The sequence below is a fragment of the Bacillus sp. PS196 genome, from assembly GCF_037963555.1.
GTDB lineage: Bacteria > Bacillota > Bacilli > Bacillales > Bacillaceae > Bacillus > Bacillus subtilis.
In genome coordinates, this window is the sequence record NZ_CP150159.1 from 1,127,634 (window position 1) to 1,152,550 (window position 24,917).

Sequence of the window (24,917 nt, forward strand, 5' to 3'; positions counted from 1 at the left end):
GTTGCCTTTCGTCAATTTGACTAAAAAAGCGACAATTTTTGCTGCGGCCTTTTTTAATGGAGAAAGGACTAAAGTCTTGCTAAGTGTGCTTGCAAAAAGTCCTGCCGTTCCTCAATTTCTCTAAGTATGTTGGTCTGCTCCTTTTCGATTTGAAAGGGGCTTTTTTTGATAAAAGGATCATCAGCAGCACTTTGACAAATGTCAAGGTGCCATTCGTTGATGAGAGGAGATAATCGTTCAATAGTAAACGACCGCTTCAGCACGTTTTTCATTAAGGTGTGATATTGCGACCTGAAGGCGGGAATGGATAGAAGCCTTGACGAAAGCGTCTTTCCTTTTGTCAGAAGCGGGTCTTCTTCATACCATTCTTGTACGGCAAGCGATCTTGTCTCCATCGGGGAAACGTAAAGCCGACCGGATTCGTTTAAACAAAATGTGTAGTAAAAGCCTTGATTGGTGCAGGCGTTGCCGATCAGCCACAAAAAAAACAGCTTGACATCCAGATACAATTTAATCCTTTCAGCCAATTCGTCATCTCCGGCTGTGCGGATCAGTATGAAAAATTCATGTAAGAATGCCGAGGAATCATTGTTAAAAAGGGACAACGGAACCCTTGGATCGGCCGTCTTCACTCCGTAACTCCTTTTACCGGCTGGCTGATGGTTCTTGATGTTCAAATAAATGCCTTCAGGCTGGCCATTGATGGTCAGAAAGCTGTACGAGGCAACGGGAGCAGGTACGCCGATCTGGTCAAAAAAACAATAGGCGAGTCTGCGCCGCATCAGGGACGGATCATCCTGTTCTGCATTCAAAAAAAGTGTCCTTTCACCAAGCAGAGACTTTTCCCAGCTGATTTCATAGGATGCCTTTTCCGCTCTGTCACGCTGTGTGAGAAGAATGGGAGAAACAGATCGATCTGTTACGAAAAGCCCCTTGGCAGTACCTTTCCTTTTCAGCTGCTCCCGATGAAAAAATAAATGCACGCGCTCCATATTCTTTCCTCCTTCTCAAAACGACATTTGTATGATATGTAGAGCAAGCCCGTCCTGAAACGAAATGAAAACGGAATTGAGAAAAAGGGATTTCAGCATTCGACAGAGAATACATGAAGGAGCATTCTGATTTAAAAGATGATGGAGGAATAACATGAAATTTGCGACAGGGGAACTTTACAACCGAATGTTTGTCGGCCTGATCATTGATGATGAGAAAATTATGGATTTGCAAAAGGCTGAAAAAAAACTGTTTGAACTTGAGACGATTCCGGGATCGCTGATTGAATGTATCGCAGAAGGGGATAAATTCGTTGCGCATGCAAGGCAGCTGGCCGAGTGGGCAAAGAAACCGAATGATGAGCTGGGATCATTTATGTATTCATTATCTGAGGTGAAGCTCCATGCACCCATTCCGAAGCCATCAAAAAATATCATCTGCATCGGCAAAAACTACCGGGATCACGCGATTGAAATGGGAAGCGAGGCTGATATTCCGGAGCATCCGATGGTATTTACAAAATCGCCGGTAACGGTTACGGGGCATGGTGATATCGTAAAGAGCCATGAAGAGGTTACCTCTCAGCTTGATTATGAAGGAGAACTTGCTGTCGTGATCGGAAAAAGCGGGACCCGCATTTCAAAAGAAGATGCATATGACCATGTTTTCGGATATACGATTGTGAATGATATCACGGCGCGTGATCTGCAAAAAAGGCATAAGCAGTTTTTTATCGGAAAAAGCTTGGATACGACATGTCCGATGGGGCCCGTGCTTGTACATAAATCAACGATTCAGGAGCCAGAGCGCCTCAAGGTTGAAACAAGAGTCAACGGCGAGCTGCGCCAATCCGGTTCGGCAAGCGATATGATCTTTTCCATTCCGGAATTAATTGAAACCCTCTCAAAGGGGATGACGCTTGAAGCGGGCGACATCATTGCCACCGGTACGCCGTCTGGTGTCGGCAAGGGGTTTACGCCTCCAAAATTCTTGCGGTCAGGTGACAAAATTGATATTACAATTGATCCGATCGGAACGCTGTCAAACCAAATTGGCTGAATAAAACTGGAGGGCGGACCCGGACCCGCCCGTTTTTTCTGACAATCATCTTTGTGGCAGAGGACAAGTTCATGGTACTATAAGTGGGGTAATTTATCTGATAGGGGGAACATATATGACACACCTACATATTACGACATGGGTGGTAGCGCTGATTCTGCTTTTCGTCAGCTACTCGCTGTATTCGTCAGGAAGTGCAAAGGGCGCAAAAATCACTCATATGATTCTGCGGTTATTCTATATCCTTATTATTTTGACAGGAGCTGAGCTGTTTGTCCGTTTCGCCAACTGGAACGGAGAATACGCCGGCAAAATGATTCTGGGCATTATCACCATCGGCCTGATGGAAATGCTCCTCATCCGCAAGCAAAAAGAAAAATCAACAGGAGGCCTGTGGGTAGGCTTCGTCATTGTCCTTTTGCTGACAGTGCTGCTCGGTCTGCATTTGCCAATTGGTTTTCAATTGTTTTAATAGAAAAACCTATGAACCCGGCTCTTTGATAGAGTTGGGTTTTTTTATATTTATCCCCTCATATTCCAAATCATTTAAAATAACCTTAAAATTCCCTGTAAGCGGTATCTCGTCCTATGAAATTATGATACCTTCAAGGAGATTCATTATTTTGCAGGAGGGATAACATGAAACGCAGAAAATTCAGCTCGGTTGTGGCGGCAGTGCTTATTTTTGCACTGATTTTCAGCCTTTTTTCTCCGGGAACCAAAGCTGCAGCGGCCGGCGCGATCGATCAGGCGGCTGCTCTGGAAAACGGCAAAGAGCAGACAGGCGCCATGAAGGAGCCGGAACAGGTGAAATGGTACAAAGTGACCCCGGGAGCAACGGATATTCAGAAAAACTCACATATGGCACTGACCGTAAAGAGTGATTCAGTACTGAATGTATCTGTATATCCAAGTAAGGAAAAAGCGCTTAAAGATGAGACGTTTGAGATGTACCGTTCTTTCACAGCGGAGGATGGAAAAAGCGAAGTCATTTTTCCATACGCGTGGAGCGGCCCTTACTATGTAAAAGTTGAATACCTCGGAGAAGAAGAACCAGAGGACGGCGGAACGGCAGAAGCAGCTGCAGAAGCCAAGTATACGATTGGGTATAAAGGCACCAAAAAACAGCCGTCAGATTTAGAAGAGGAAGAAGCTTGTCCGGTTGAAATGAGTGTCGATCAGAAGAAATCAGGAAAAGGCATCCTGGATAAGCTGAGAGCGATTCGTGATGAGCAGCTGAGCCAAACAGCAGAAGGCAAAGAACTGACAAGCCTTTATTACAAAGCAGCACCGTTTATCGTTGCAAAGCTCGCACTAAATAAAACAGCAAGAAATGAAATCTATCAGGATCTTGTGACATTAAAGCCGTTATTTGACGATGTGTCAGAAAACGGAGCATCATCTTCGCATAAGGTCACTGAAAAGGATCAAAAAGCAATCAACCGGCTATATGATAAAGCTTTACAATCAGTCCCGTCATTCCTTAAAGAGGAGATAAAGAAACAAGCGGACCGACTAAATATGAAGCAGCTGCAAGGCAAAACAGCCGGAGCCATTTTAACAGAAAACAATATTGCAGCAAAAAGTGAAGTTCAGACAACAAAGGTTATTTTCAAGGTGAAGGACAATAAAAGCCTCTCATCCGTACATAATGAAATGAAGGGCTTTTCTGCAAGCGCGCAATCGAAAAAAGACATATCTAATGTGAAAAAGGCAAAGAAATTGTTTGACAATCTGTATTCATTTGAACTTCCGAAAGATAAGAAACAGAACGGCGCATATACGGCAAGCGCCAAAAGGGTCAAAAGCGCTGCTGCGACACTATCCAAGATGTCCAATGTAGAGTTTGCGGAACCCGTGCAGGAATACAAAAGCCTGGCAAACGATATTCAGTACCCTTATCAATGGCCGCTTAAAAACAACGGTGAAAACGGGGGTGTCAAAAATGCGGATGTGAAATATGAGCCTGCCAACACATTGCTGTCCAAACGCAAGCTTAACGATACACTCATTGCAGTAGTAGACACAGGCGTAGACAGCACGCTTGCTGATTTAAAAGGAAAAGTAAGAACAGATCTCGGACACAATTTTGTCGGACGGAATAACAATGCAATGGATGATCAGGGGCATGGGACGCATGTCGCAGGCATTATTGCGGCCCAAAGCGATAACGGCTATTCAATGACTGGATTGAATGCCAAAGCAAAAATCATCCCGGTAAAAGTGCTTGATTCCGCAGGTTCCGGAGATACTGAACAAATTGCTCTCGGCATCAAATATGCTGCTGACAAAGGAGCAAAGGTGATTAATTTAAGTTTAGGCGGTGGCTACAGCCGCGTGCTTGAATTTGCTTTGAAGTACGCAGCTGACAAAAATGTGTTGATTGCCGCAGCCAGCGGGAATGATGGAGAAAATGCCTTATCTTATCCTGCATCTTCTAAATATGTGATGTCAGTCGGCGCAACGAACCGCATGGATATGACCGCTGATTTCTCTAACTATGGAAAAGGTCTGGACATATCTGCTCCAGGGTCTGATATCCCGAGCTTAGTGCCGAACGGAAATGTCACGTACATGAGCGGAACGTCTATGGCGACGCCGTATGCTGCCGCTGCTGCAGGATTGCTGTTTGCTCAAAATCCTAAGCTGAAAAGAACAGAAGTTGAGGATATGTTGAAAAAGACGGCAGATGATATTTCCTTTGAAAGTGTCGATGGCGGAGAAGAAGAGTTGTATGACGATTATGGCGATCCGATTGAAATTCCGAAGACACCTGGTGTAGACTGGCATTCAGGCTACGGGCGGCTGAATGTCATGAAGGCTGTCAGCGCAGCTGATTTACAGCTTAAGGTCAACAAGCTGGAAAGCACTCAAACAGCTGTCAGAGGAAGCGCGAAGGAAGGCACACTTATCGAGGTGATGAACGGCAAAAAGAAACTCGGCAGCGCCAAAGCCGGAAAAGACAATGCGTTCAAGGTTAATATCGCGACTCAAAAACAGGATCAAGTACTGTATGTGAAAGCAACAAAAGGCGATGCGAAAACATCGTATAAAGTTGTTGTCGTCAAAGGAAAACCTTCCGGCACACCGAAAGTAAACGCGGTGAAAACGAAGGATACGGCAGTAAAAGGGAAGGCAAACAGCAAAGCGATGATCAGAGTGAAAAACAAATCAAAGAAAGTCATTGCTTCTGCCAAAGCTGACGCAAAAGGAACGTTTTCGGTGAAAATCAAAAAACAAAAAGCCGGAACGGTGCTGTACGTCACGGCTGCGGATACAGATAAAAAAGAAAGCAAGGAAGCAAAAGTGGTTGTTGAAAAGTAACCAAAAAGCGGTGCTCGATGCACCGCTTTTTTATTTGCCCCCCCGTTGGACTGCTGAATACATAATGGATCGCTTTCCGTTTGAAGCCGTCCATTCAAAACGGTCTCCTGTCCCTTCGCTGCTGTAGTGATGCTGCATCGCGCATTGGGCGGTGTCATTTGAAAAGTGATAAAAGGACACACCCTGCCCCGCCGAAGAATTCGAAAAGACTCCTTTATTATAAGAAAAGACGCAATCGAATACCGATAAGCCGAAGCTGTGCAAGTGCTGTAGAAACGCGATAAAGGTTTCGTCGTCAAGAGAATCCAAAAGCGCCATGAGCGGCCGCTTGACTGATTTCTCATAGCGGATGCGTTCTCCGCCGGAAAGGGAGATGTTTTCTGCACCGCATGCCAAAACCAACTTGTCCTGAAAGCCGGCTTGCTCCCACTTTCCTTTATGATGGATCCAGATTGGGCTGTGTTGGAGACTGTCCGCCAGCAGTATATCGCCTTCTCCGTTTTCGATTAAACAGATGCCGTCTTCGATGAGGATGGTGCCGTATTCCCATTTTCGTTCCCCTGTATATATCAATTGTTTCCGTTTCATCCATGCTGTCTCCTTTTTCTTCATTCCTCTCTTTTCTTTCCAATTCAAGCCTGTCCCATACAACTCTTTTCTTTCCAATTCAAGCCTGTCCCATACAACTCTTTTATGGACAAATCAACTATCTGCCTATAGATGCATAAACTTACTAAGGTGCTGAAAGAAACGAAATTGTTACGAAAGAAACGGGATTGGAGCTGATGTCACATGTGTGGAATTACGGGTTGGATCGATTTTAAAAAGCAGCTCGTCCAGGAAAAACAAACGATGGACAGAATGACAGACACTCTTTCCAAACGAGGGCCTGATGATTCAAACGTTTGGGGGGAGCACCATGTTTTATTCGGACATAAAAGACTTGCGGTTGTTGATATTGAAGGCGGACGCCAGCCGATGGCGTGTACCTATAAAGGGGATACGTACACCATTATTTACAATGGCGAGCTTTATAACACGGAAGATTTGCGCAAAGAATTGCGGGCGCGGGGCCATCAATTCGAGCGTACGTCAGATACCGAGGTGCTTCTGCACAGCTACATCGAATGGCAGGAAGACTGTGTCGACCATCTCAATGGCATATTCGCTTTCGCTGTGTGGGATGAAAAGCGAAATTTGTTGTTTGCCGCGAGAGACCGTCTCGGCGTAAAGCCGTTTTTTTACACGAAGGAAGGCTCTTCATTTCTCTTCGGTTCGGAAATCAAAGCAATCCTCGCGCACCCTGATATAAAAGCGCGAGTGGACAGAACGGGACTTTCTGAAATTTTCGGTCTTGGACCGTCCAGAACCCCGGGCACTGGCATATTTAAAGGCATAAAAGAAATCCGCCCGGCTCACGCGCTGACATTTTCCAAAGACGGACTTAATATTTGGCGTTATTGGAATGTTGAAAGCGAAAAACATACGGACAGTTTTGATGACACGGTTGCCAATGTCAGATCGTTATTTCAGGACGCGGTGACGCGGCAGCTTGTGTCGGATGTGCCGGTTTGCACATTCCTATCAGGCGGTCTGGACTCAAGCGCAATTACAGCGATTGCGGCGGGCCATTTTGAAAAGGAAGGAAAAGCACCGCTTCATACTTATTCGATTGATTACGAAGAGAACGATAAATTTTTTCAAGCAAGCGCTTTTCAGCCGAATGATGACGGACCATGGATTGAAAAAATGACAGAGGCTTTCGGCACAACGCACCACAAATGCGTCATCAGCCAAAAAGATCTCGTTGATCATTTGGAGGAAGCTGTACTGGTCAAAGACTTGCCGGGAATGGCGGATGTCGACTCATCCCTGCTGTGGTTTTGCCGGGAAATCAAAAAGGACTTTGTCGTCAGCCTATCGGGAGAGTGCGCGGATGAGATTTTCGGCGGGTACCCGTGGTTCCATACGGCAGATGTTGAGTCTGGCTTTCCATGGATGAGATCAACGGAGGAGCGGATCAAGCTGCTTTCTGACTCATGGCAGAAAAAATTGAATCTGAAAGAATACGTAAATGCCAAATATGAAGAAACCTTGGCAGAAACGCCATTATTAGACGGAGAAACGGGTGTGGATAAAGCAAGAAGACAGCTGTTCTATTTAAATATGCTTTGGTTTATGACGAACCTTTTGGATCGGAAGGATCGCATGAGCATGGGGGCGAGCCTGGAAGTGCGGGTGCCGTTCGCCGATCACCGGCTTGTGGAATATGTTTGGAATATTCCGTGGGAAATGAAAATGCATGATAATCGGGAAAAAGGCATTTTACGCAAAGCGCTTGAAGGTATTTTGCCTGATGACATTCTGTATCGCAAAAAAAGCCCGTATCCGAAAACACACCATCCGGAATATACAAAAGGCGTCAGCGAATGGCTGAAAACGATCAGAAGCCAAAAGGACTCCGTGCTCCATACCTTGCTGGACAGAAAACAATTAGATCAGCTTTTAGAAACGGAAGGCTCCTCCTTCAAGGTGCCGTGGTTCGGGCAGCTCATGAAGGGGCCTCAGCTGATCGCCCATCTTGCTCAAATTCATACATGGTTTGAAGCGTATCGCATTGATATTGACGAGAGGTAGGTTCAATACAAATGTGATTAAAAGCCAGAGATGTATAGATTTAAATAAGAAGGATAGATGAGCAGGGAAATATATGCTCTATCTATCCTTTTTTGTACAACAGCACTATCGAATTGCCCCCGCATTCCTTCAATAAGAATGAATAGGTTTTAATGTTCTGCCGATAAAACTAGCTGATACCGGGCTTAACTTTAATTCCCTAGCCCATACAGAAAGTTGACCAATATGGTGAATTTCGTGAGCGATGATATGGTGTAATATTTCATCTCGCGTATATAAAACGCCTGTCTCCCAAGGAACGCTTACAAGTTCATCTTTTATTTGATCTGAATGTGTTTGTAAAACATCAATTATTTCAGTTCGGAATGTATTTGAGAGAGATTTCACTTTATTGAGTGTTTGATAATCAGCGAACTGAACAGCGATATCTTCTTTTCCTTGGATAGCACGAATCCAACTATATTCCACATCAATAATATGAAAAAGGGTATATAAAATATTCTCTACTCCGCCAAGACGGTTTTTAAGTAATTCTTCAGTGGTTAGTTGATGACACCAAGTAAACCATTGATCTCTAACCTGCCAGTTATATTCAAAAAATTTTATCACTGAACTCACTCCAATACTATCATGTATCATAACAATTAGCCCTTTTTTCCGTGATTCCTCTATTATTGAAGTGATGATTGAGAAATGTTTACATTCTACCTGTTGTATGGCATTAAAAATAATAATGCATATCTCGTCGATGATGCTGTGCGTCTTGTTACTTTTACAAAGTAAGAATCGGCATTTTCTTCATATACAATTAGGAAAAAACATACTAGACTTGAAGAAGCAGTGATACATAGGAGTGAGAAAATGAAAGAGATAAAAGAAGCTTACCAGCAATGCGGACAGATTGTTGGCGAATACGCGCCAGCCTGTTTCAAAGCATTATCATATCTTCCGCTAAAGCAAAGACAAGCCTCTTGGGCAGTATTGTCGTTTTGCCACACGGCGGCCAGTGCAGACGAAAAGGTATTGTCCGCATTTGAAGCTAAAGCTGATCATGTTTACCAAAGGACAAATAACGGTAATCAACATCTATGGAAGGCTTTTGATCATGCGTATCGGACCTTTACATTGGAAAGCGAACCTTTTCGGGAGTTTATTGCCGCACAAAAAGAAGACGCCAAGCCGTATGATGACCTTGATGAACTGCTCATGTACGCATATCGGACGGGCGGTGCTGCCGGATTGATGCTGCTGCCGATACTGACACGCCGAAAACAAGATCAGCTCAAACAAGCAGCCGTCTCTCTAGGCTTGGCCGTACAGCTGGTTCGCTTCTTAAGTGATCTTGGCACAGATCAGCAAAAAAACCGCATTCCCCGTCAGGTAATGCAGCAATTCGGCTATACAGAGGCTGATCTCCAAAAAGGCACCGTAAATAAAGCGTTCACAATGACGTGGGAGTATATCGCTTTTGAAGCAGAAGCCTACCTTGAAGAGTGTCAGGATGCCTTGCCGCTATTTCCGCAGTATTCTCAAAAAACGGTGAAAGCCGCTCTTCATTTGCACCGGGCTGTTTTAGAAAAAATCCGGGCGAAGCAGCACGATGTATTTCAACATCACATCGCTCTCACAGAGACCGAAGTGAAGCAGATTCTGTCTGATATCTAAAAAACACCCGGCCTTGATTGAGCCGGGTGTTACGCCATACCTTTTTGAATCCAGATACGTGAGCGCCATCTTCTGTACATTAAGATTCCCCGGACCCATTCATCCGCGATAAAAGAAATCCAAATGCCGGCAAGACCGAAACCGAGGTGGATGCCGAAAAGATAAGCAAGCGGGAGGCCGATGCCCCACATTGAAATCATTGCCATGTAAACCGGGAATTTCGCATCCCCCGCAGCCCGCAGAGAGTTAATGATAATGACATTAAACGAGCGGCCTGGTTCAAGAATAATGGTCATGGCAATCAATAGGCTTGCAGTTGCTATAATGTCAGGGCTTTGTGTGAAGAGTCCGATCAGGTCTTTTGAAAAGATCGTCATCAAAACAGAGGTAGCCGCAGCAATTCCGAGTGCCCAATATAAGCTCTTCATGCAGCGCTCATAAGCGGCATCAAATTGTTTGCCGCCGATATAACGGCCGATTAAGATTTGTGTACCCTGGCTGATCGCAGTGCCGAACAGCAAAATAAACATCGTAATATTTTGCGTATACACTTTTGTTGTCAACGCCTGCGCGCCCATGATGGCGATAAAATACGTGACAATCATTTGCGAAAGGTTGTATGAAAGCTGCTCTCCCGCAGAAGGAATGCCGATTTTCAGCAGCTTGCGCAAATGCTCTTTATGCATATGAAAGACTTTTTTCAGCGACATCTTCAGCTGGATGCGTTTGTTGACAATCACAATCATCGCGATTAATCCGATGACGCGGGCGATAGATGTGGACATGGCCACACCGGCAACGCCGAGAACAGGAAAGCCGAACAAACCGAAAATCACAACAAAGTTTCCGGCAATGTTTAAAATGTTCATGCCGATAGTGACAAACATTGTATCTTTTGTGTAGCCGTAGCTTTTTAAGATCGCGCTGAATGTCATGATTAAAGCCTGAATAAAGGACAGACCTCCGACAACTTGTAAAAAGACTTTCGCATCAGGCATCAGTGCGTCTGATAATCCCATCATATGAAGCAGAGGGACAGCCGCGAAAAAGACGACGGCGCTGATGGCCAGGCTGATGAAGAAGTTGGCGCCGATTGACACATAAGCGACTTCCATGGCTTCTTTCTTTTGCCGTGAGCCTAGAAATTGTGAAATGATAACGGTCGTTCCTGTTGCGATAAAGCTGAACATCACGATAATTAAATTTAAAATCTGGTTGCTGACGCCGACTGCTGCCACGCTGTTATCCGAGTATTGGCTGAGCATCAGTGTATCGGCATTACCCATAAACATATATAATGAGACCTCAATAAAGATCGGCCAAGTAAGCGAAAATAATGAGAACGTTTTGTCAGCGGGTTTTTTCAAAGCAGTTGATTTGAAGACAGCTTGTTTCATAGTGTCTAACCCCTTTCGTAAATAAAATCAACGTTTTAAAGTGTACCTCCATTTCCTTATAATAAAAAGGGATAGAAACGATACTTCTTGTAAAAATCCGACTTAAAAAGGAGGATGATTCAAATGCCTCGCATCCTGTTTACAGTCCCGCCTTTTCCGGTATTTATCGCAGCTGGGGAAGGGGTTTTTAAAAAAGGAGAAACCCATGTGAAACGTGTATTCTCCGTGTTTGATCTGATATATGTCAAACAGGGAACGTTATATATAACGGAAAATGAAACATCGTTTTCTGTTGAAGGCGGCGAGTACATCTTGCTTTCTCCCGGTCTTGAACACTACGGGACGAAGGGCAGTGATGAAGCAACCTCCTACTATTGGCTTCACTTCGATGAACATCGATATGAATTTACGGCAAAGGGAGGCAGCAACTGGTCTGAGCTTCAGCAGGAAAAAGGGAGCTTCGAAGAGCCGGCCCGCTACGGATTGGCTTTGCCGAGAAAAGGCAAGGTGCAGCGCCCGCAGTTTATGGCGCAGCAGTTTGAAAAGCTGATCGATTACTCCGCGGAAAACTCTGATTTGCCCCTCAGAAAGCAAATCTTATTTGAGGAGCTGATGCTGCATCTTCAAAAAGAAGCGTTCCAAATACCGTCTGCGAAAGAGCGGGTAGCCTGGGAGGCGGCCCGGTACTTACAGGAGCACTATAAGGAAAAGACGACAATCAAGGATCTGTCGCTCGCCCTTCACTATCATCAGGATTATGTGAGCCGCTGCATGCAGCAGGTGCTCGGCGTAACTCCGGCACAATACACGAACCGGGTGAGAATGACGGAAGCGAAGCGTCTTTTATCCTCTACAAATGATAAAATGGGCGTTATTGCGGAAACGGTCGGAATGGAAGATCCGACATACTTTTCAAAACTCTTTAAGCAGATAGAAGGCATTTCACCAATTGAATACCGGAAAATTGTCAGCCGGAAAGTTCAATAACCAGACGAGGGATGAACATGAAAACAACAATTTACGATGTGGCAAAGGCGGCGGGTGTCTCGATCACAACTGTGTCCCGTGTGATAAACAATACGGGGAGAATCAGCGATAAAACACGGCAGAAGGTCATGAATGTCATGAATGAAATGGCATACACGCCCAATGTTCACGCCGCGGCGTTAACGGGAAAACGAACGAATATGATTGCTCTCGTGGCGCCTGATATTTCAAATCCGTTTTACGGCGAACTGGCCAAAAGCATTGAGGAAAGAGCGGATGAGCTCGGTTTTCAAATGTTGATTTGCAGCACCGATTACGATCCGAAAAAAGAAACAAAGTATTTTTCTGTGCTGAAACAGAAAAAGGTGGATGGCATTATTTTTGCAACAGGGATTGAAAGCCATGACAGTATGTCTGCTTTGGAGGAAATCGCCAGTGAACACATTCCGATTGCCATGATTTCTCAGGATAAGCCGCTTCTTCCGATGGATATTGTTGTGATAGATGACGTTCGTGGCGGATATGAGGCTGCCAAGCATCTTCTGTCACTCGGCCACACGAACATCGCCTGCATTATTGGAGACGGGTCAACGACAGGCGAAAAAAATAGAATCAAAGGCTTCCGTCAGGCGATGGAGGAAGCGGGCGTGCCCATTGATGAATCACTTATCATCCAGACGCGGTTTTCCTTGGAAAGCGGCAAGGAAGAAGCGGGAAAATTGCTCGACAGAAACGCTCCGACTGCTATTTTTGCCTTCAACGACGTATTGGCTTGTGCCGCCATACAAGCTGCGAGAATAAGAGGCATAAAAGTGCCGGATGATCTTTCTATCATTGGTTTTGATAATACGATACTCGCAGAAATGGCGGCTCCGCCCCTGACAACCGTAGCCCAGCCGATAAAAGAGATGGGGCGGAGCGTCATCGAACTGCTGGCAGAAGCAATAGAGGGAAAACGAAAGGCGAAACAAAAAATAGTGCTCCCGCCTGAGCTTGTAGTCAGACATTCTACATCACCGCTCAACACATGAGCCCGCTAATGAGCGGGTTTTTTCATTATGACAGTTGAAGCCAAAAAAACATATTGCGTGTAAACCAAAGGCAGTGTAAAATGAAACCATCTTTTGAGAAAGCGCTTGCGCAAAATGGCAGAGCGGATAGAACCGCTGTTTTTTTAGCTGTTAAGAGAAAGCGCTTTCCTGAAGCGAGCCCGAAATGAGATAAAGGAGAGGATGGGACGTGGAACATCAAGTAAGGTGCGCAGTATTGGGATTAGGAAGGCTCGGTTATTATCATGCGAAAAATCTCGTCACCAGTGTGCCGGGGGCAAAGCTGGTTTGTGTCGGTGATCCGTTAAAAGGGAGAGCGGAGCAGGTTGCCAGAGAACTCGGTATCGAAAAATGGTCAGAGGACCCGTATGAAGTGTTAGAAGATACCGGCATTGACGCTGTCATTATCGTAACGCCGACAAGCACACATGGTGATATGATCATCAAAGCTGCCGAGAACGGCAAACAGATCTTTGTTGAAAAACCGCTGACATTAAGCCTTGAGGAATCTAGAGCAGTTTCTGAAAAAGTGCAGGAGACAGGTGTCATCTGCCAAGTCGGCTTTATGAGACGGTTCGATCCAGCATACGCAGATGCCAAACGGCGGATCGACGCTGGAGAAATCGGCAAACCTATCTATTATAAAGGCTTTACGCGCGACCAAGGCGCGCCTCCCGCAGAATTTATCAAACACAGCGGTGGGATTTTTATTGACTGTTCCATCCATGACTATGATATTGCCCGTTATTTGCTAGGGGCGGAAATTACTTCTGTTTCAGGACACGGCAGGATTCTGAACAATCCGTTTATGGAGCAGTACGGCGATGTGGATCAGGCGCTGACGTATATTGAATTTGACTCCGGCGCAGCGGGGGACGTCGAGGCAAGCAGAACCTCTCCATATGGACATGACATTCGGGCGGAGGTGATCGGGACAGAGGGCAGTATTTTCATAGGAACATTGAGACATCAACATGTGACCATCCTATCGGCTAAAGGGAGCAGTTTTGATATCATTCCAGACTTTCAAACTCGTTTTCATGAAGCCTACTGCTTGGAGCTTCAGCATTTTGCCGAGTGTGTCCGGGATCGAAAAACACCGATTGTGACAGATATCGATGCGACGATCAATTTAGAAGTGGGCATCGCGGCGACCAATTCCTATAAGAGCGGCAGGCCTGTACAGCTTGATGTGAAGCGCGCTTATACAGGTATGTAAAAGCTAATGTGTTGCATTTGAGGTTTTCCGCAAAAAAAAGCAAGGACATTTTAGCCCTTGCTTTCTCTTTTCTCATATAAATAGTACATATAATCAGTAGGTACGCCTGAATGGCCCAGCTGTCTCAGCATGGCGGTTACGTTTCCTCTGTGGTAAGTGCCGTGATTGACGACATGCAGGATGGTGTCTGCATAGGTTGATTCCAGTGTACCTAGTTTCGGATGCTGCATTGTGAAGGTCTGTTCTAAGTCCGTCTGGCGGCTGAAGAAATCATGATACTGTGACTCCAGCTCGGCAGCGTGCTGTTTAATCGCTGCCATATTACCTTGCGCGGACTCTAATTTGCCTGCGCTGTCTATAATCTCTTGGTAGGCCACTCCCGAAAGAACATTCAGCCAAATGTAGTCAGCCCTGCACATATGAAGCAGCACGTCGCTGACAGAAGGAAATACGCTCTTTACTTCTTGATAGGCAGTTTCCTCCGGCAGGTTTTCGATATGGGTAAATATTTTCTTGTTTGCCCAAGAATGATAGTCATAAAACTGTTTTGCATCAGTCATCAGTATGCCCCCTTTTCTAAGAAATTCGTTTTTTTCATTTGTTTCTCCTTCAATTGCAAAAGAGTGACACCCCAAAATATCCTGCCGCTGCCCACATTACCGCTGCAGAGCATTTGTTTACCATCAGCATAAGCCTGCCGCTCGTATCTATCGTCTGAAACAACCGGCCCGCTATTGCAAGGCTGATAAACCAAATCCAAGACACAGTGATGCAGGCGGCCATAAAGAGCCATTTCTCAAGCCCCGAATATTGAAGAGAGCTCGTGCCGATGACGCCGATCGTGTCCAGAATGGCATGCGGGTTTAAAAGAGAAACAGCGGCCGCAAATGCAGCTTGCTTTTTTGGTGTGAACGTATGTTTCTCATTTTGGCTTGTGTTCGGACGGCTGTTCCAAGTCACCCAGCCCATATAAAGCAAAAATAAAAATCCCCCGGCCATCATGACTGTCTCAAACACAGGCAGCTCCTGCACAATGACAGACACGCCCGCAACGGCTAATACGATTAACAGGGTATCGCAGACTGAAGCACTGATGACAGCTGGGAGAGCCCGCCAAATATGCTTTTGCCACGCGCCTTGCTGAAAAATAAACACATTCTGCACTCCCAGCGGCAAAATTAAGCCAAACGCGAGCACAATTCCGTGAATGATTGCATTCATGCTGAAAAAGCTCCCTTCACATTTTTTTCAATCATAAGAGAGATTGTCACTAAAGTCTCCAGCCATTTGGTTGGGTTAGGAACCAGCCAAATGTATAATGTGTAAAAAAGGGGAGGGCATGACCTTGTCGCAATGGCAGCCAAGCCGAAAGTCGGATGTTCCGCTGCATCGGCAGATCGAACAATATATGAAAGACAAGATTCTTCACGGAGAGTGGGCTGTAGGGACGAGAATCCCCTCACAGAGAACGCTGGCCGACATGTTTCAAGTCAACCGCAGCACAGTCACAGCCGCCATAGATGAACTCACGTCTCAAGGCTTGTTAGAGGGAAGAAGAGGCGGCGGTACGAAGGTTGTAAACAGTACTTGGAGCGTGCTGGCGGCTGAGCCTCCGCTTGATTGGAGCGATTACGTCCGTTCGGGCATTCATCGCGCCAATTCTTCCATCATTCAAGCTATTAATCAGAACGAACCAAGAGCGGATATCATCAGATTAGGAACTGGAGAACTTTCACCGGATCTTGTGCCTGCTGACACAATTGGACGGATGTTTCAGCAAATCAATCTTGGCGCCCTGTCTTTAGGATATGAGCAGCCGAAAGGAAACCGTCTGCTGCGGGAGGCAGTGGCCGACCATTTAAAAGGAAAGAAGATCCATGTGTCACCGTCTGCAATTTTAATTGTGTCCGGTGCACTTCAGGCACTTCAGCTCATCTCAATTGGACTTTTAAAACGAGATTCTGTCATTTTGACGGAGAAGCCGTCCTACCTTCAATCCTTGCATGTATTTCAATCAGCTGGGATGCGGCTTCGCGGCTTGCCGATGGATGATGAAGGGGTCAAAGCGGGGCTTGTTTCTTCTAATCGAAAACAATATGGAGGACAGCTGCTTTACACGATTCCGTCGTTTCATAATCCGACAGGCACAGTCATGTCAGAGCAGCGAAGGAAAGAGATCATCAGCCTGTCAAAAAAAGAGCAGCTGCCCATCATTGAGGATGATGCGTACGGTGATTTATGGTTTGAAAAAAAACCGCCACAGCCATTGAAAGCAATGGATCATGAGGGCAATATTCTGTATCTGGGCACGTTTTCAAAAACGGTTAGCCCCGGTCTGCGAATCGGCTGGCTTGCCGGTCCGGAGCCGGTTATTGAAAGGCTGGCGGACATTAAAATGCAGACAGACTACGGATCAAGCGGCCTGTCCCAGTGGGCTGCTGCCGAGTGGCTGTCACAGGGGTATTATGAAGAGCATCTGACTTGGGTACGCAGGAAGCTTAAAGAAAGGAGAGACGCCGCCGTTCATTTTCTCGAGCGGTATGCCGGGGACATTGCCACGTGGCGGATTCCCGCAGGCGGCTTTTATATTTGGGTGACATTTCACAAAAACCTGCCTGTCAGCCGTTTCTTTTATGGATTGCTGAAACGGCAGGTGCTTGTGAATCCCGGCTACATTTATGACGGTGAAGACCGAAACAGCATCAGGCTGTCATATTCCTATGCATCTCTTGGAGATTTGGAAACTGGCATTAAAGCGGCAGCTGAAACAGCACGCCGCCTGATGATGTCCTAGGCTTTGGTTATACGATGACAGCTCCCAGTGCCCTGGCGAAGGCAATCGCGTGCTCAGGTGCGATTTTGCAGCCTTTCAATTTGTCGAGGGAGACATGAAGCTGTTCAAAACGGCACGTGCTGATGTCCATGTTTTGAAGGGACGTGCCGGTAAAGCTGGCGCCTTCCAATTCGCATCCGTCAAAGTGTGTCTGCTGGAGCACCGTATCGCTGCATTCACTTTGCATAAGAGCACAGTGATCAAATCGAACTTGTTTCATATTTGAGTACGAAAATGAGCTGAAATGTCCGTGGCATTCCTCGAATGAAACATTCCGCAGCGTTGCTTCCGCCACATTCATTCCAACCATTTTTGACTGCTTAACTGAAGTTCTGTGAATGACAGCCCCGCTGAAATCGGCGTTTGATAAATCACATTTTTCAAAGATCACATCGGTCAGTTCAATATGCCGAAAAGACACATCGATAAAGACGACATTTCTGAATACCGTTTTTTCCACACAGAGTCTTTCGATATCTTCGCCGCAGATTGTACAATCTTCAAACAAATGCATGCTGATTACATCATCCTGTGTCACGGCATCATGAAAATCTGCGGTTTGCAGGTTTTCCGGTATGTTCGGTTTTTGAATTGCGATTTTATTCATGTGATGACATCCTTTGCTGCCCGAAAAACAGAGGCTTCCGGGTTCAATTTAATAGATCGTTAAGGAAATTGATACATATAGTAAATCGTGAAGAGCCTTTTCTTGGTACAGCAGCCCGCTTGTTTTGTAAGCATAAATGGAAAGCTTCCTATACGTCAAGGCGTTTACAGGCCGAAAAAGCCAAAGGGAACAGGAGGAATGCGGAATGGGGCATTACATCAAAACCGAGGAGCATGTGACACTGTTTGTAGAGGATATCGGACATGGAAGGCCGATCATCTTTTTGCACGGGTGGCCGTTGAATCATAAGATGTTTGAATATCAAATGAATGAGCTTCCGAAAAGGGGATTTCGTTTTATCGGCGTTGATTTACGGGGATATGGGCAATCTGACCGCCCTTGGGAAGGCTACGATTATGACACGATGGCCGATGATGTGAAAGCAGTCATTTATACGCTGCAGCTTGAGAATGCGATTCTTGCCGGTTTTTCAATGGGCGGCGCCATTGCAATCCGTTATATGGCAAGGCATGAAGGAGCCGATGTTGATAAGCTGATTTTACTGTCTGCGGCGGCCCCCGCGTTTACAAAACGCCCGGGTTATCCGTACGGGATGAGGAAGCAGGATATTGACGATATGATTGAATTGTTCAAAGCTGATCGGCCCAAAACACTGGCTGATTTAGGGAAACAGTTTTTTGAGAAAAAAGTGTCTCCAGAGCTTAGACAGTGGTTTCTCAATCTGATGCTGGAGGCCTCCTCCTACGGGACGATCCACTCGGGCATCGCATTAAGAGACGAAGATCTCAGAAAGGAACTTGCTGCAATCAAGGTGCCGACGCTGATCCTGCACGGGAGAAAGGATAGAATTGCGCCGTTTGATTTTGCGAAAGAATTGAAGCGCGGCATCAAACAGTCGGAATTGGTTCCGTTTGCAAACAGCGGGCACGGAGCATTTTATGAGGAAAAAGAGAAGATCAACAGTTTGATTGCGCAGTTCTCCAACTCATAAGAAAAAACCCGACATTGATCGGGTTTTTTATATAATTCCTCTGTTTTGCAGTGCGTTAATGATGAGATCAGCTCCATCGGAAATAGAGGTCTGGTCTGACTCAATGATGAAATCGGGTGAAAGCGGCGCTTCATACGGAGAATTGATCCCGGTGAAATGTTTGATCTCTCCGTTTCGCGCTTTTTTATAAAGCCCTTTTGGATCGCGCTGTTCACAAACATGCAGCGGGCACTTCACATAAATTTCGAAGAACTCACCTTTAGGAAAGAGCGCTCTAACCATGTCCCGATCCTCTCTGAATGGAGAAATAAAAGCCGTTAAAATCATTTGCCCGCTGTCGACAAACAGCTTCGCCACTTCTCCGATCCGGCGGATGTTTTCAATCCTGTCACCAGTCTGAAATCCAAGATCTTTGTTTAAGCCGTGGCGGATATTATCACCGTCAAGCACGTAGCTCTGAATGCCCTTGCGGTAAAGCTTTTCATCGACAGCATTGGCCAGCACCGATTTTCCGGAGCCGGACAAACCTGTAAACCAAAGGACGCAGCTTTTGTGTCCGTTTAAGGACTGTCTGTCAGACTTTGAGATGGCAGCGGGATGCCAAATGATGTTCGGATTGTGTGTCATTGCAATTCCCCGCTGTTTTGCTTGATGGCAACAGGCTGTTGGTGAAGTCCCTTGATCAGCACGGCTGCGACCTCAGGCCGGCTGAATTCTTTAGGCGGCTTTTTGCCTTGGCGGAGAAGCTCTCTCACTTTTGTGCCTGATAAGTGGATGTGGTCTCTCGGGCTGTGCGGACATGTTTTGGAGGTGCCCATGTTTCCGCATTTTCGGCAATAAAAGCTGTGCTCAAAAAACAGCGGCTTGATGCCCAGCTCTTCCTCTGTGAATGATTGAAAAATATTTTGGGCGTCGTATGTTCCATAGTAGCTGCCGACACCCGCGTGATCACGGCCTACAATAAAATGGGTGCAGCCGTAATTTTTTCGGACGAGCGCATGGAAAATCGCTTCCCGCGGACCTGCATAACGCATGGCGGCAGGGAAAACCGATAACATGACACGATCCTTTGGATAATAGTGATTAAGCAAAGCCTGGTAGCTCTCCATTCTGATATCGCTTGGGATATCGTCTGACTTTGTTTCTCCGACAAGTGGGTGAAGCAGCAGACCGTCGACCGTTTCTAACGCTGTTTTTTGAATGTATTCATGCGCTCTGTGAACAGGGTTCCTGGTTTGAAAGCCGACAATCGTCTTCCAGCCGAGTTTTTGAAAGGCCGCTCTTGTTTCAGCGGGCGTTGCATAAAACTGTTCGAAAGATTTGTCAGGCAGGCGGCTGACCGTGATAGGCCCTCCGATATAGTAATCCGGGCGCGCCAGCAATTTTTTTACGCCTGGGTGGGCAGGATCGTTTGTTTTAAAAACAGACAGTGCTTCTTGTGTTTTATCAGGCTGGTATATATCGGTGACTGTGATCATGCCGTAGGTAACACCGTCTTTCACAAGCTTGACGTGATCTCCGGCAGACAGCTGTCTTGCTGTTTTTTCTCCGACAGGCAGCGTAATCGGCAGGCTCCACGGCAAGCCGTTTGCCAGCCTCATCTCTTTCACAACGGAATGATAATCTTTTTCTCCCAAAAAACCTGTTAACGGGCTGTAGCCGCCGATCGCAATAAGCTCCAGATCACTCAGTGCAAGCTGATCCAGCTCTGCTTGGCACGCGCACCCTTCAAAATGGCATGCGGGATCACAGCGGTTGATTAATACCCCTCCGTGGGGTTCGTTTCCATTCAACGTGTTCAACCTCCATTTATACGTTTCCTTGTTTTCTTTTCTGCACTTAATGAAAGTTTGACATCAGCGCCTTAACATCATTTCGATTCTCACATCAAGAACCTGCCATCCGCTATTCTTGATGCAGGCCGCATTCTGTTTTCTCCCGTCCGGCCCATCTTCCAGCCCTCTCATCGTTCGGGTCCGAGGAAGGCAGTGTACACATTTCACAGCCTATGCTCGGATAATGTTGATCGTGCAGTTTGTTATAAGGCAAATTGTGCAGGCGGATGTACGTCCAAACGTCATCCCATGTCCAGTGGATAAGCGGGCAAATTTTGATGAGCTCAAACTTCTGGTCCAGGTTTACGTATTGAATATGCTTTCTCGTTGGTGACTGATCCCGGCGCAGTCCTGAAATCCAAGCTGTCATGCCGGACAGGTGCTTTTTGAGCGGTTCGATTTTCCGCAATTGGCAGCAGAGGTTCGGGTTATGCTTCCACAGCTCTCCGCCGTACTTCGTCCCCTGTTCTGTTAAGCTCAGCTCGGGTTCGAGCATCTGGATTGCAAATCCCGGATATCGCTCTTTGACGGTCTCGATCAGCTCATATGTTTCCTGAAAATGAAGCCCTGTATCCAAAAAGATGATGTGTGCATTTTTGTTGATTTTTGATATTAAGTCGAGAAGCACCATTCCTTCTGCGCCAAAGCTGCAGGCATACACAATCTTTTCTCCGTACGTTCGGTAAGCCCATTTCAACACATCGAGCTCATCGATCAATTGATCCGTTATCCGTTTGGACAGCATGTCGTTCCATGTGTCATATGTGATGGTTTCGTTCAATGTTTTCCCCCCGTTTGCATCTGCTTTTTTTATCTATTGATCGAGTTATAGGCAGACTATTCATTTTTTGCATAAAGGTTCAGGTTTTAGGTGCCGCGCCCGCCTAAAATGAGGTGCGGAACCATTAAGAGCCCGGCTGAATATGCTTTTTAGCAAAATGGTTTTATGCCCAAGGAGAGGTAGTATGCCGATTGCCATTTATCAGGGGCATCATCATTCGCTTGCCCCGGCGGACATTAACATCGTCATTGATGTCATCAGAGCCTTTACGGTCGCCCATTATGCGTTTATCGGCGGGGCGAAAGAGATTTTGTTGGTCCGGACAGCTGATGAAGCCTTTGCGCTGAAAGACACCTATCCGGATTATGTTTTGACGGGAGAGGAAAAGGGGGTCGGTATCAGCGGATTTGATTTAGATAATTCTCCAAAACGTATGGCTGGGCAGAATATGACGGATAAAAGCCTGATCCAGAAAACAACAAACGGCGTCACAGCAGCATTGGGGGCGCTGAACGCAAAGCATCTGTTCGTAACTGGATTTTCCAATGCCAAAACAACGGCACAGCATGTGAAAAAGCTCGTCGCAAACGATTGTGTCATAAACATAGTGGCTTCCCATCCATCCGGTGATGACGATATGGCATGTGCGGAGTATATCAAAGGCATCATTGAAGGGACAAATGTGGTAACGGCTGCGGAGGCGATTGAAAGAATAAAAGGCTCTTCTGTTGCGGAGAAGTTTTTTGACTGCCGCCAGCCATTGTTTGATTCGGAAGACATCGTTTACTGTACAAAAGAACTGACGGGCGATTTCGTGATGAAAGTGAAACAAGATGGAGAAGTTCCAACGATAGAGAGGGTCATAATATGAATGATTTTTCACTAGAATTGCCAGTGAGAACAAACAAGCCGAGAGAAACCGGGCAGTCCATTTTAATTGATAACGGCTATCCCTTGCAATTTTTCAAAGATGCGATAGCCGGAGCGTCCGACTATATTGATTTTGTGAAATTCGGCTGGGGCACATCATTACTTACGAAAGATCTTGAAGAAAAAATCAGCACACTGAAAGAACATGACATTACATTTTTCTTTGGCGGCACACTGTTTGAAAAGTACGTAAGCCAGAAAAAAGTGAATGAATTTCATCGGTACTGCACCTATTTCGGCTGTGAATATATTGAGATTTCAAACGGTACGCTCCCGATGACAAATAAAGAGAAAGCGGCTTTCATTGCCGATTTTTCTGATGAATTTCTTGTGCTCAGTGAGGTGGGCAGCAAGGATGCGGAATTAGCAAGCCGGCAAAGCTCTGAGGAATGGCTTGAATATATCGTTGAGGATATGGAAGCGGGCGCGGAAAAAGTGATTACAGAAGCCAGAGAAAGCGGAACGGGAGGGATCTGTTCCAGCAGCGGCGATGTCAGGTTTCAAATTGTTGACGACATCATTTCCTCGGATATTGATATCAACAGGCTGATTTTTGAAGCGCCTAACAAAACGCTTCAGCAAGGGTTTATTCAAAAAATCGGGCCGAATGTGAATCTGGCCAATATTCCATTTCATGATGCCATCGCGTTGGAAACGCTGCGTTTAGGGCTAAGATCCGATACCTTTTTTCTGTAAAATAGCGGCTGCGGGGCTCTCGTCGTGAAGAGAGCCTCTGCCTATTATTTTTTATGGCGGTACATAGGCGTGAGATAGGGAAGTGAGGTCAGGCGGATGTTGTAGATGAAGTCGATGACTCTTGTCGATATCACCTGGCATATGAGGGCTTGAATGACGATGCCCCAGTCAATAATAGACGCGGTGACCATAAAAATGATGCAATTCATGATGAGCAGGATCGTTCCAGGATTCCCGCCGCGGTAGATAGAAATCATCAGAGCAAGGGCTCCGAATCCTCCGTTCGAAATTTTATATTTGTATAAAAGTCCGATTCCGAGTCCCAATAACACTGCGCCGCTTGCCAGATCAAGCCACAGGTTAGATGTGATATCAGGAAAAACTGCATCAAAGATCAATACCGAGACAGAGGTGACGGTGATAGAAGCGAGGGTGCCGGTGAATGTTCTCATCTCCAGCCATTTTAAAGCGGTAAAAAGCATTGATACATTCACAGCCCACACTGAAAATCCGTGGGGGATTTGAAACAGATAATGCAATAGCACCGCAATACCTGCTGCACCGCCTGTCGGAATATCATGCGGAAATAAAAACAAGGACATGCCGAGTCCCTGTAGTACGCCGCCTACGACAATCATAAACGTAAGTTTTGCTTTCATCAGCAGTTCAGCCATTAAGTCATTTGCTCCTTTATGAAAAGACTTGTCCGCTGTTTTCATTTTATGAGGCTGTCCATTATTTATGTCTCAAAATAAAGAAATGGCCCAGCTTAATATGCTGAGCCATCCCACTTGTAGCGATTGACGATCTCCATATTGATCTCTGTTCCAATGCCTTTTCCTTTCGGGATGTGGGCCATTCCTTTTGAAGGCTGCAGGCTGACGAGATCTGTAAAAGGATTCTCCATGACGTCCCACTCGATCGGTTCAATGTGATCTTTCTTCATTTTAGACCATGGGGGCAGACAGGCTTGTGCAAATAAAGCATAGAGCCGTGAAAGCGATCCGTCATATGCGTGTGCGGATGCTCTGACGCCGAAATAACGCGCGAGCTGGAGGCAGTCCCGAAACTCATCAATTCCGTTGACATGCATGACATCGGGCTGAATGATATCCAAACAGCGCTGTGAAAGGAGAGGCACATATTGCGCCGGGCCTTTCATGTTTTCTCCGCCGGCAACAGGAACAGACAAACGGCTTCGAATCATAGCATAATCCTGCGGCTGATCAAAGGGCAAAGGCTCCTCAAGCCAGCCAATATTCGTCCATTCGGAGAAATAGCGCTCCCATTTAAAAGCCGCAGCGGCATCGTAGCTTTGGTTTGCGTCCAGAATCATCGTAATAGAGCTGCCTGCTGTATGCTGCAGCGCATTGATGTGCCGGACATCCTCTTTGAATGAAGTCCTGCCAATTTTGACTTTGATTTGCTCAAACCCTTTTTTCAACTGGGCTTCAACATTGGAGACTGAGCGGCTGATCCATTGCGGGGAGTCTGAGTACGATTGAAAAGACGCGTACACAGGAATCTCCTCTCTGTATCGCCCGCCCCATAATTCGCAAACCGAACAATCCGCAGCTTTGGCTGCAACCTCTGTCAGCGCCATGCTTACAGCGGAGGCCGCCCGCTGGTGCCATTTTTGAATCGTGCGCACTAATGACAGGCGGCTGCCAGCCTGTTTTCCTAATAGAAACGGGATGATCCGTTTCGTAAAACCGACATGGAGAGCAGGGAGCCAATCAACGCATTCTCCCCAGCCGTCTATCCCGCTTTCGGTGATAATCCTGATGAGATAACAAGTCCGATATCGTTTAAACCCATTGGCATCTCCGTATGGCTTTTCTAATCGGTGAAATAGCGGAAAGGTTTCAATCCGTACAATTTTCACACTGGGTG

At 46.2% G+C, this 24,917-nt stretch carries 23 protein-coding genes and 1 pseudogene; 12 read left to right on the plus strand and 12 right to left on the minus strand.

Annotation, left to right across the window (positions count from 1 at the left end):
- Positions 1 to 68 precede the first annotated feature (68 nt).
- Positions 69 to 992, minus strand: coding sequence for a CotH kinase family protein (locus tag NST79_RS05875; protein ID WP_134991603.1), 924 nt, complete (start codon positions 990 to 992; stop codon positions 69 to 71).
- 154 nt (positions 993 to 1,146) lie between these two features.
- Between NST79_RS05875 and NST79_RS05880 the strand changes: the two genes are divergently transcribed.
- The 3 genes from NST79_RS05880 to wprA all read left to right on the plus strand — a co-directional run bounded on the left by NST79_RS05880 (position 1,147) and on the right by wprA (position 5,376).
- Positions 1,147 to 2,052, plus strand: coding sequence for a fumarylacetoacetate hydrolase family protein (locus NST79_RS05880; protein WP_003233084.1), 906 nt, complete (start codon positions 1,147 to 1,149; stop codon positions 2,050 to 2,052).
- Between the two features lie 115 nt (positions 2,053 to 2,167).
- The gene (locus NST79_RS05885; protein ID WP_160221484.1) at positions 2,168 to 2,524 is read left to right on the plus strand and encodes a YisL family protein; all 357 of its coding nucleotides are present in this window, start codon (positions 2,168 to 2,170) and stop codon (positions 2,522 to 2,524) included.
- Between the two features lie 167 nt (positions 2,525 to 2,691).
- Positions 2,692 to 5,376, plus strand: a complete 2,685-nt coding sequence (gene wprA / locus NST79_RS05890) for a peptidase S8 (protein WP_212058974.1) — start codon at positions 2,692 to 2,694, stop codon at positions 5,374 to 5,376.
- A 30-nt stretch (positions 5,377 to 5,406) separates the two neighbouring features.
- Here wprA and NST79_RS05895 read toward each other — a convergent pair whose 3' ends face one another.
- On the minus strand, positions 5,407 to 5,988 hold the full coding sequence (locus tag NST79_RS05895; RefSeq protein WP_212058999.1) for a DUF2777 domain-containing protein: 582 nt from the start codon (positions 5,986 to 5,988) through the stop codon (positions 5,407 to 5,409).
- A 180-nt stretch (positions 5,989 to 6,168) separates the two neighbouring features.
- On the opposite strand from NST79_RS05895, the gene asnB reads away from it, so the two are divergent.
- A complete protein-coding gene (gene asnB / locus NST79_RS05900) occupies positions 6,169 to 8,013 on the plus strand; it encodes an asparagine synthase (glutamine-hydrolyzing) (RefSeq protein WP_212058976.1) in 1,845 nt (614 codons plus the stop codon).
- 129 nt (positions 8,014 to 8,142) lie between these two features.
- Here asnB and NST79_RS05905 read toward each other — a convergent pair whose 3' ends face one another.
- Positions 8,143 to 8,622, minus strand: a complete 480-nt coding sequence (locus NST79_RS05905; RefSeq protein ID WP_021479592.1) for a DinB family protein — start codon at positions 8,620 to 8,622, stop codon at positions 8,143 to 8,145.
- 231 nt (positions 8,623 to 8,853) lie between these two features.
- On the opposite strand from NST79_RS05905, the gene farP reads away from it, so the two are divergent.
- On the plus strand, positions 8,854 to 9,678 hold the full coding sequence (gene farP / locus NST79_RS05910) for a farnesyl diphosphate phosphatase (RefSeq protein ID WP_212058989.1): 825 nt from the start codon (positions 8,854 to 8,856) through the stop codon (positions 9,676 to 9,678).
- A 29-nt stretch (positions 9,679 to 9,707) separates the two neighbouring features.
- On the opposite strand, the gene NST79_RS05915 is transcribed toward farP, so the two are convergent.
- Positions 9,708 to 11,075: an MATE family efflux transporter gene (locus NST79_RS05915; RefSeq protein ID WP_003233074.1), complete on the minus strand. Its 1,368-nt coding sequence runs from the start codon at positions 11,073 to 11,075 to the stop codon at positions 9,708 to 9,710.
- A gap of 123 nt (positions 11,076 to 11,198) precedes the next feature.
- On the opposite strand from NST79_RS05915, the gene NST79_RS05920 reads away from it, so the two are divergent.
- The 3 genes from NST79_RS05920 (at position 11,199) to iolX (ending at position 14,330) form a co-directional block, all read left to right on the plus strand.
- Entirely contained in the window at positions 11,199 to 12,062 is an 864-nt protein-coding gene (locus NST79_RS05920; protein WP_003245539.1) for an AraC family transcriptional regulator, read from the plus strand.
- Positions 12,063 to 12,079: 17 nt separating this feature from the next.
- Entirely contained in the window at positions 12,080 to 13,093 is a 1,014-nt protein-coding gene (gene degA, locus NST79_RS05925; protein WP_015715647.1) for a transcriptional regulator DegA, read from the plus strand.
- A 208-nt stretch (positions 13,094 to 13,301) separates the two neighbouring features.
- Positions 13,302 to 14,330, plus strand: a complete 1,029-nt coding sequence (iolX, locus tag NST79_RS05930; protein WP_015715649.1) for a scyllo-inositol 2-dehydrogenase — start codon at positions 13,302 to 13,304, stop codon at positions 14,328 to 14,330.
- A gap of 50 nt (positions 14,331 to 14,380) precedes the next feature.
- On the opposite strand, the gene NST79_RS05935 is transcribed toward iolX, so the two are convergent.
- Positions 14,381 to 14,890, minus strand: a complete 510-nt coding sequence (locus NST79_RS05935; RefSeq protein ID WP_064671447.1) for a DinB family protein — start codon at positions 14,888 to 14,890, stop codon at positions 14,381 to 14,383.
- A gap of 49 nt (positions 14,891 to 14,939) precedes the next feature.
- Positions 14,940 to 15,601: pseudogene (locus NST79_RS05940) on the minus strand (LysE/ArgO family amino acid transporter).
- 68 nt (positions 15,602 to 15,669) lie between these two features.
- On the opposite strand from NST79_RS05940, the gene NST79_RS05945 reads away from it, so the two are divergent.
- Complete coding sequence (locus NST79_RS05945; RefSeq protein WP_212058991.1) at positions 15,670 to 17,124, plus strand: PLP-dependent aminotransferase family protein; 1,455 nt, start codon at positions 15,670 to 15,672, stop codon at positions 17,122 to 17,124.
- A gap of 7 nt (positions 17,125 to 17,131) precedes the next feature.
- Here NST79_RS05945 and NST79_RS05950 read toward each other — a convergent pair whose 3' ends face one another.
- Positions 17,132 to 17,770, minus strand: coding sequence for a pentapeptide repeat-containing protein (locus tag NST79_RS05950; protein WP_003233060.1), 639 nt, complete (start codon positions 17,768 to 17,770; stop codon positions 17,132 to 17,134).
- Between the two features lie 205 nt (positions 17,771 to 17,975).
- On the opposite strand from NST79_RS05950, the gene NST79_RS05955 reads away from it, so the two are divergent.
- Positions 17,976 to 18,782: an alpha/beta hydrolase gene (locus tag NST79_RS05955; RefSeq protein WP_003245141.1), complete on the plus strand. Its 807-nt coding sequence runs from the start codon at positions 17,976 to 17,978 to the stop codon at positions 18,780 to 18,782.
- A 27-nt stretch (positions 18,783 to 18,809) separates the two neighbouring features.
- Here NST79_RS05955 and cysC read toward each other — a convergent pair whose 3' ends face one another.
- From cysC to NST79_RS05970, 3 genes are all read right to left on the minus strand, one after another.
- Positions 18,810 to 19,409 (minus strand): adenylyl-sulfate kinase, encoded by a 600-nt coding sequence (cysC, locus tag NST79_RS05960; RefSeq protein WP_003233056.1) that lies wholly within the window; start codon positions 19,407 to 19,409, stop codon positions 18,810 to 18,812.
- Positions 19,406 to 20,575: a sulfate adenylyltransferase gene (sat, locus tag NST79_RS05965; RefSeq protein WP_076457876.1), complete on the minus strand. Its 1,170-nt coding sequence runs from the start codon at positions 20,573 to 20,575 to the stop codon at positions 19,406 to 19,408. Before sat ends, cysC begins: the two co-directional genes overlap by 4 nt.
- A gap of 112 nt (positions 20,576 to 20,687) precedes the next feature.
- The gene (locus NST79_RS05970) at positions 20,688 to 21,398 is read right to left on the minus strand and encodes a phosphoadenylyl-sulfate reductase (protein ID WP_032730457.1); all 711 of its coding nucleotides are present in this window, start codon (positions 21,396 to 21,398) and stop codon (positions 20,688 to 20,690) included.
- A gap of 184 nt (positions 21,399 to 21,582) precedes the next feature.
- Between NST79_RS05970 and NST79_RS05975 the strand changes: the two genes are divergently transcribed.
- Positions 21,583 to 22,269, plus strand: a complete 687-nt coding sequence (locus NST79_RS05975; protein WP_003233050.1) for a 2-phosphosulfolactate phosphatase — start codon at positions 21,583 to 21,585, stop codon at positions 22,267 to 22,269.
- Positions 22,266 to 23,024: a phosphosulfolactate synthase gene (locus NST79_RS05980; RefSeq protein WP_128992626.1), complete on the plus strand. Its 759-nt coding sequence runs from the start codon at positions 22,266 to 22,268 to the stop codon at positions 23,022 to 23,024. The genes NST79_RS05975 and NST79_RS05980 overlap by 4 nt, the downstream gene beginning before the upstream one ends.
- Before the next feature lie 44 nt (positions 23,025 to 23,068).
- Here NST79_RS05980 and NST79_RS05985 read toward each other — a convergent pair whose 3' ends face one another.
- Both NST79_RS05985 and NST79_RS05990 read right to left on the minus strand, forming a co-directional pair.
- On the minus strand, positions 23,069 to 23,698 hold the full coding sequence (locus NST79_RS05985) for a YitT family protein (protein ID WP_009966972.1): 630 nt from the start codon (positions 23,696 to 23,698) through the stop codon (positions 23,069 to 23,071).
- A 95-nt stretch (positions 23,699 to 23,793) separates the two neighbouring features.
- Positions 23,794 to 24,909, minus strand: coding sequence for a mandelate racemase/muconate lactonizing enzyme family protein (locus NST79_RS05990; protein ID WP_212058993.1), 1,116 nt, complete (start codon positions 24,907 to 24,909; stop codon positions 23,794 to 23,796).
- Between the last annotated feature and the right edge of the window lie 8 nt (positions 24,910 to 24,917).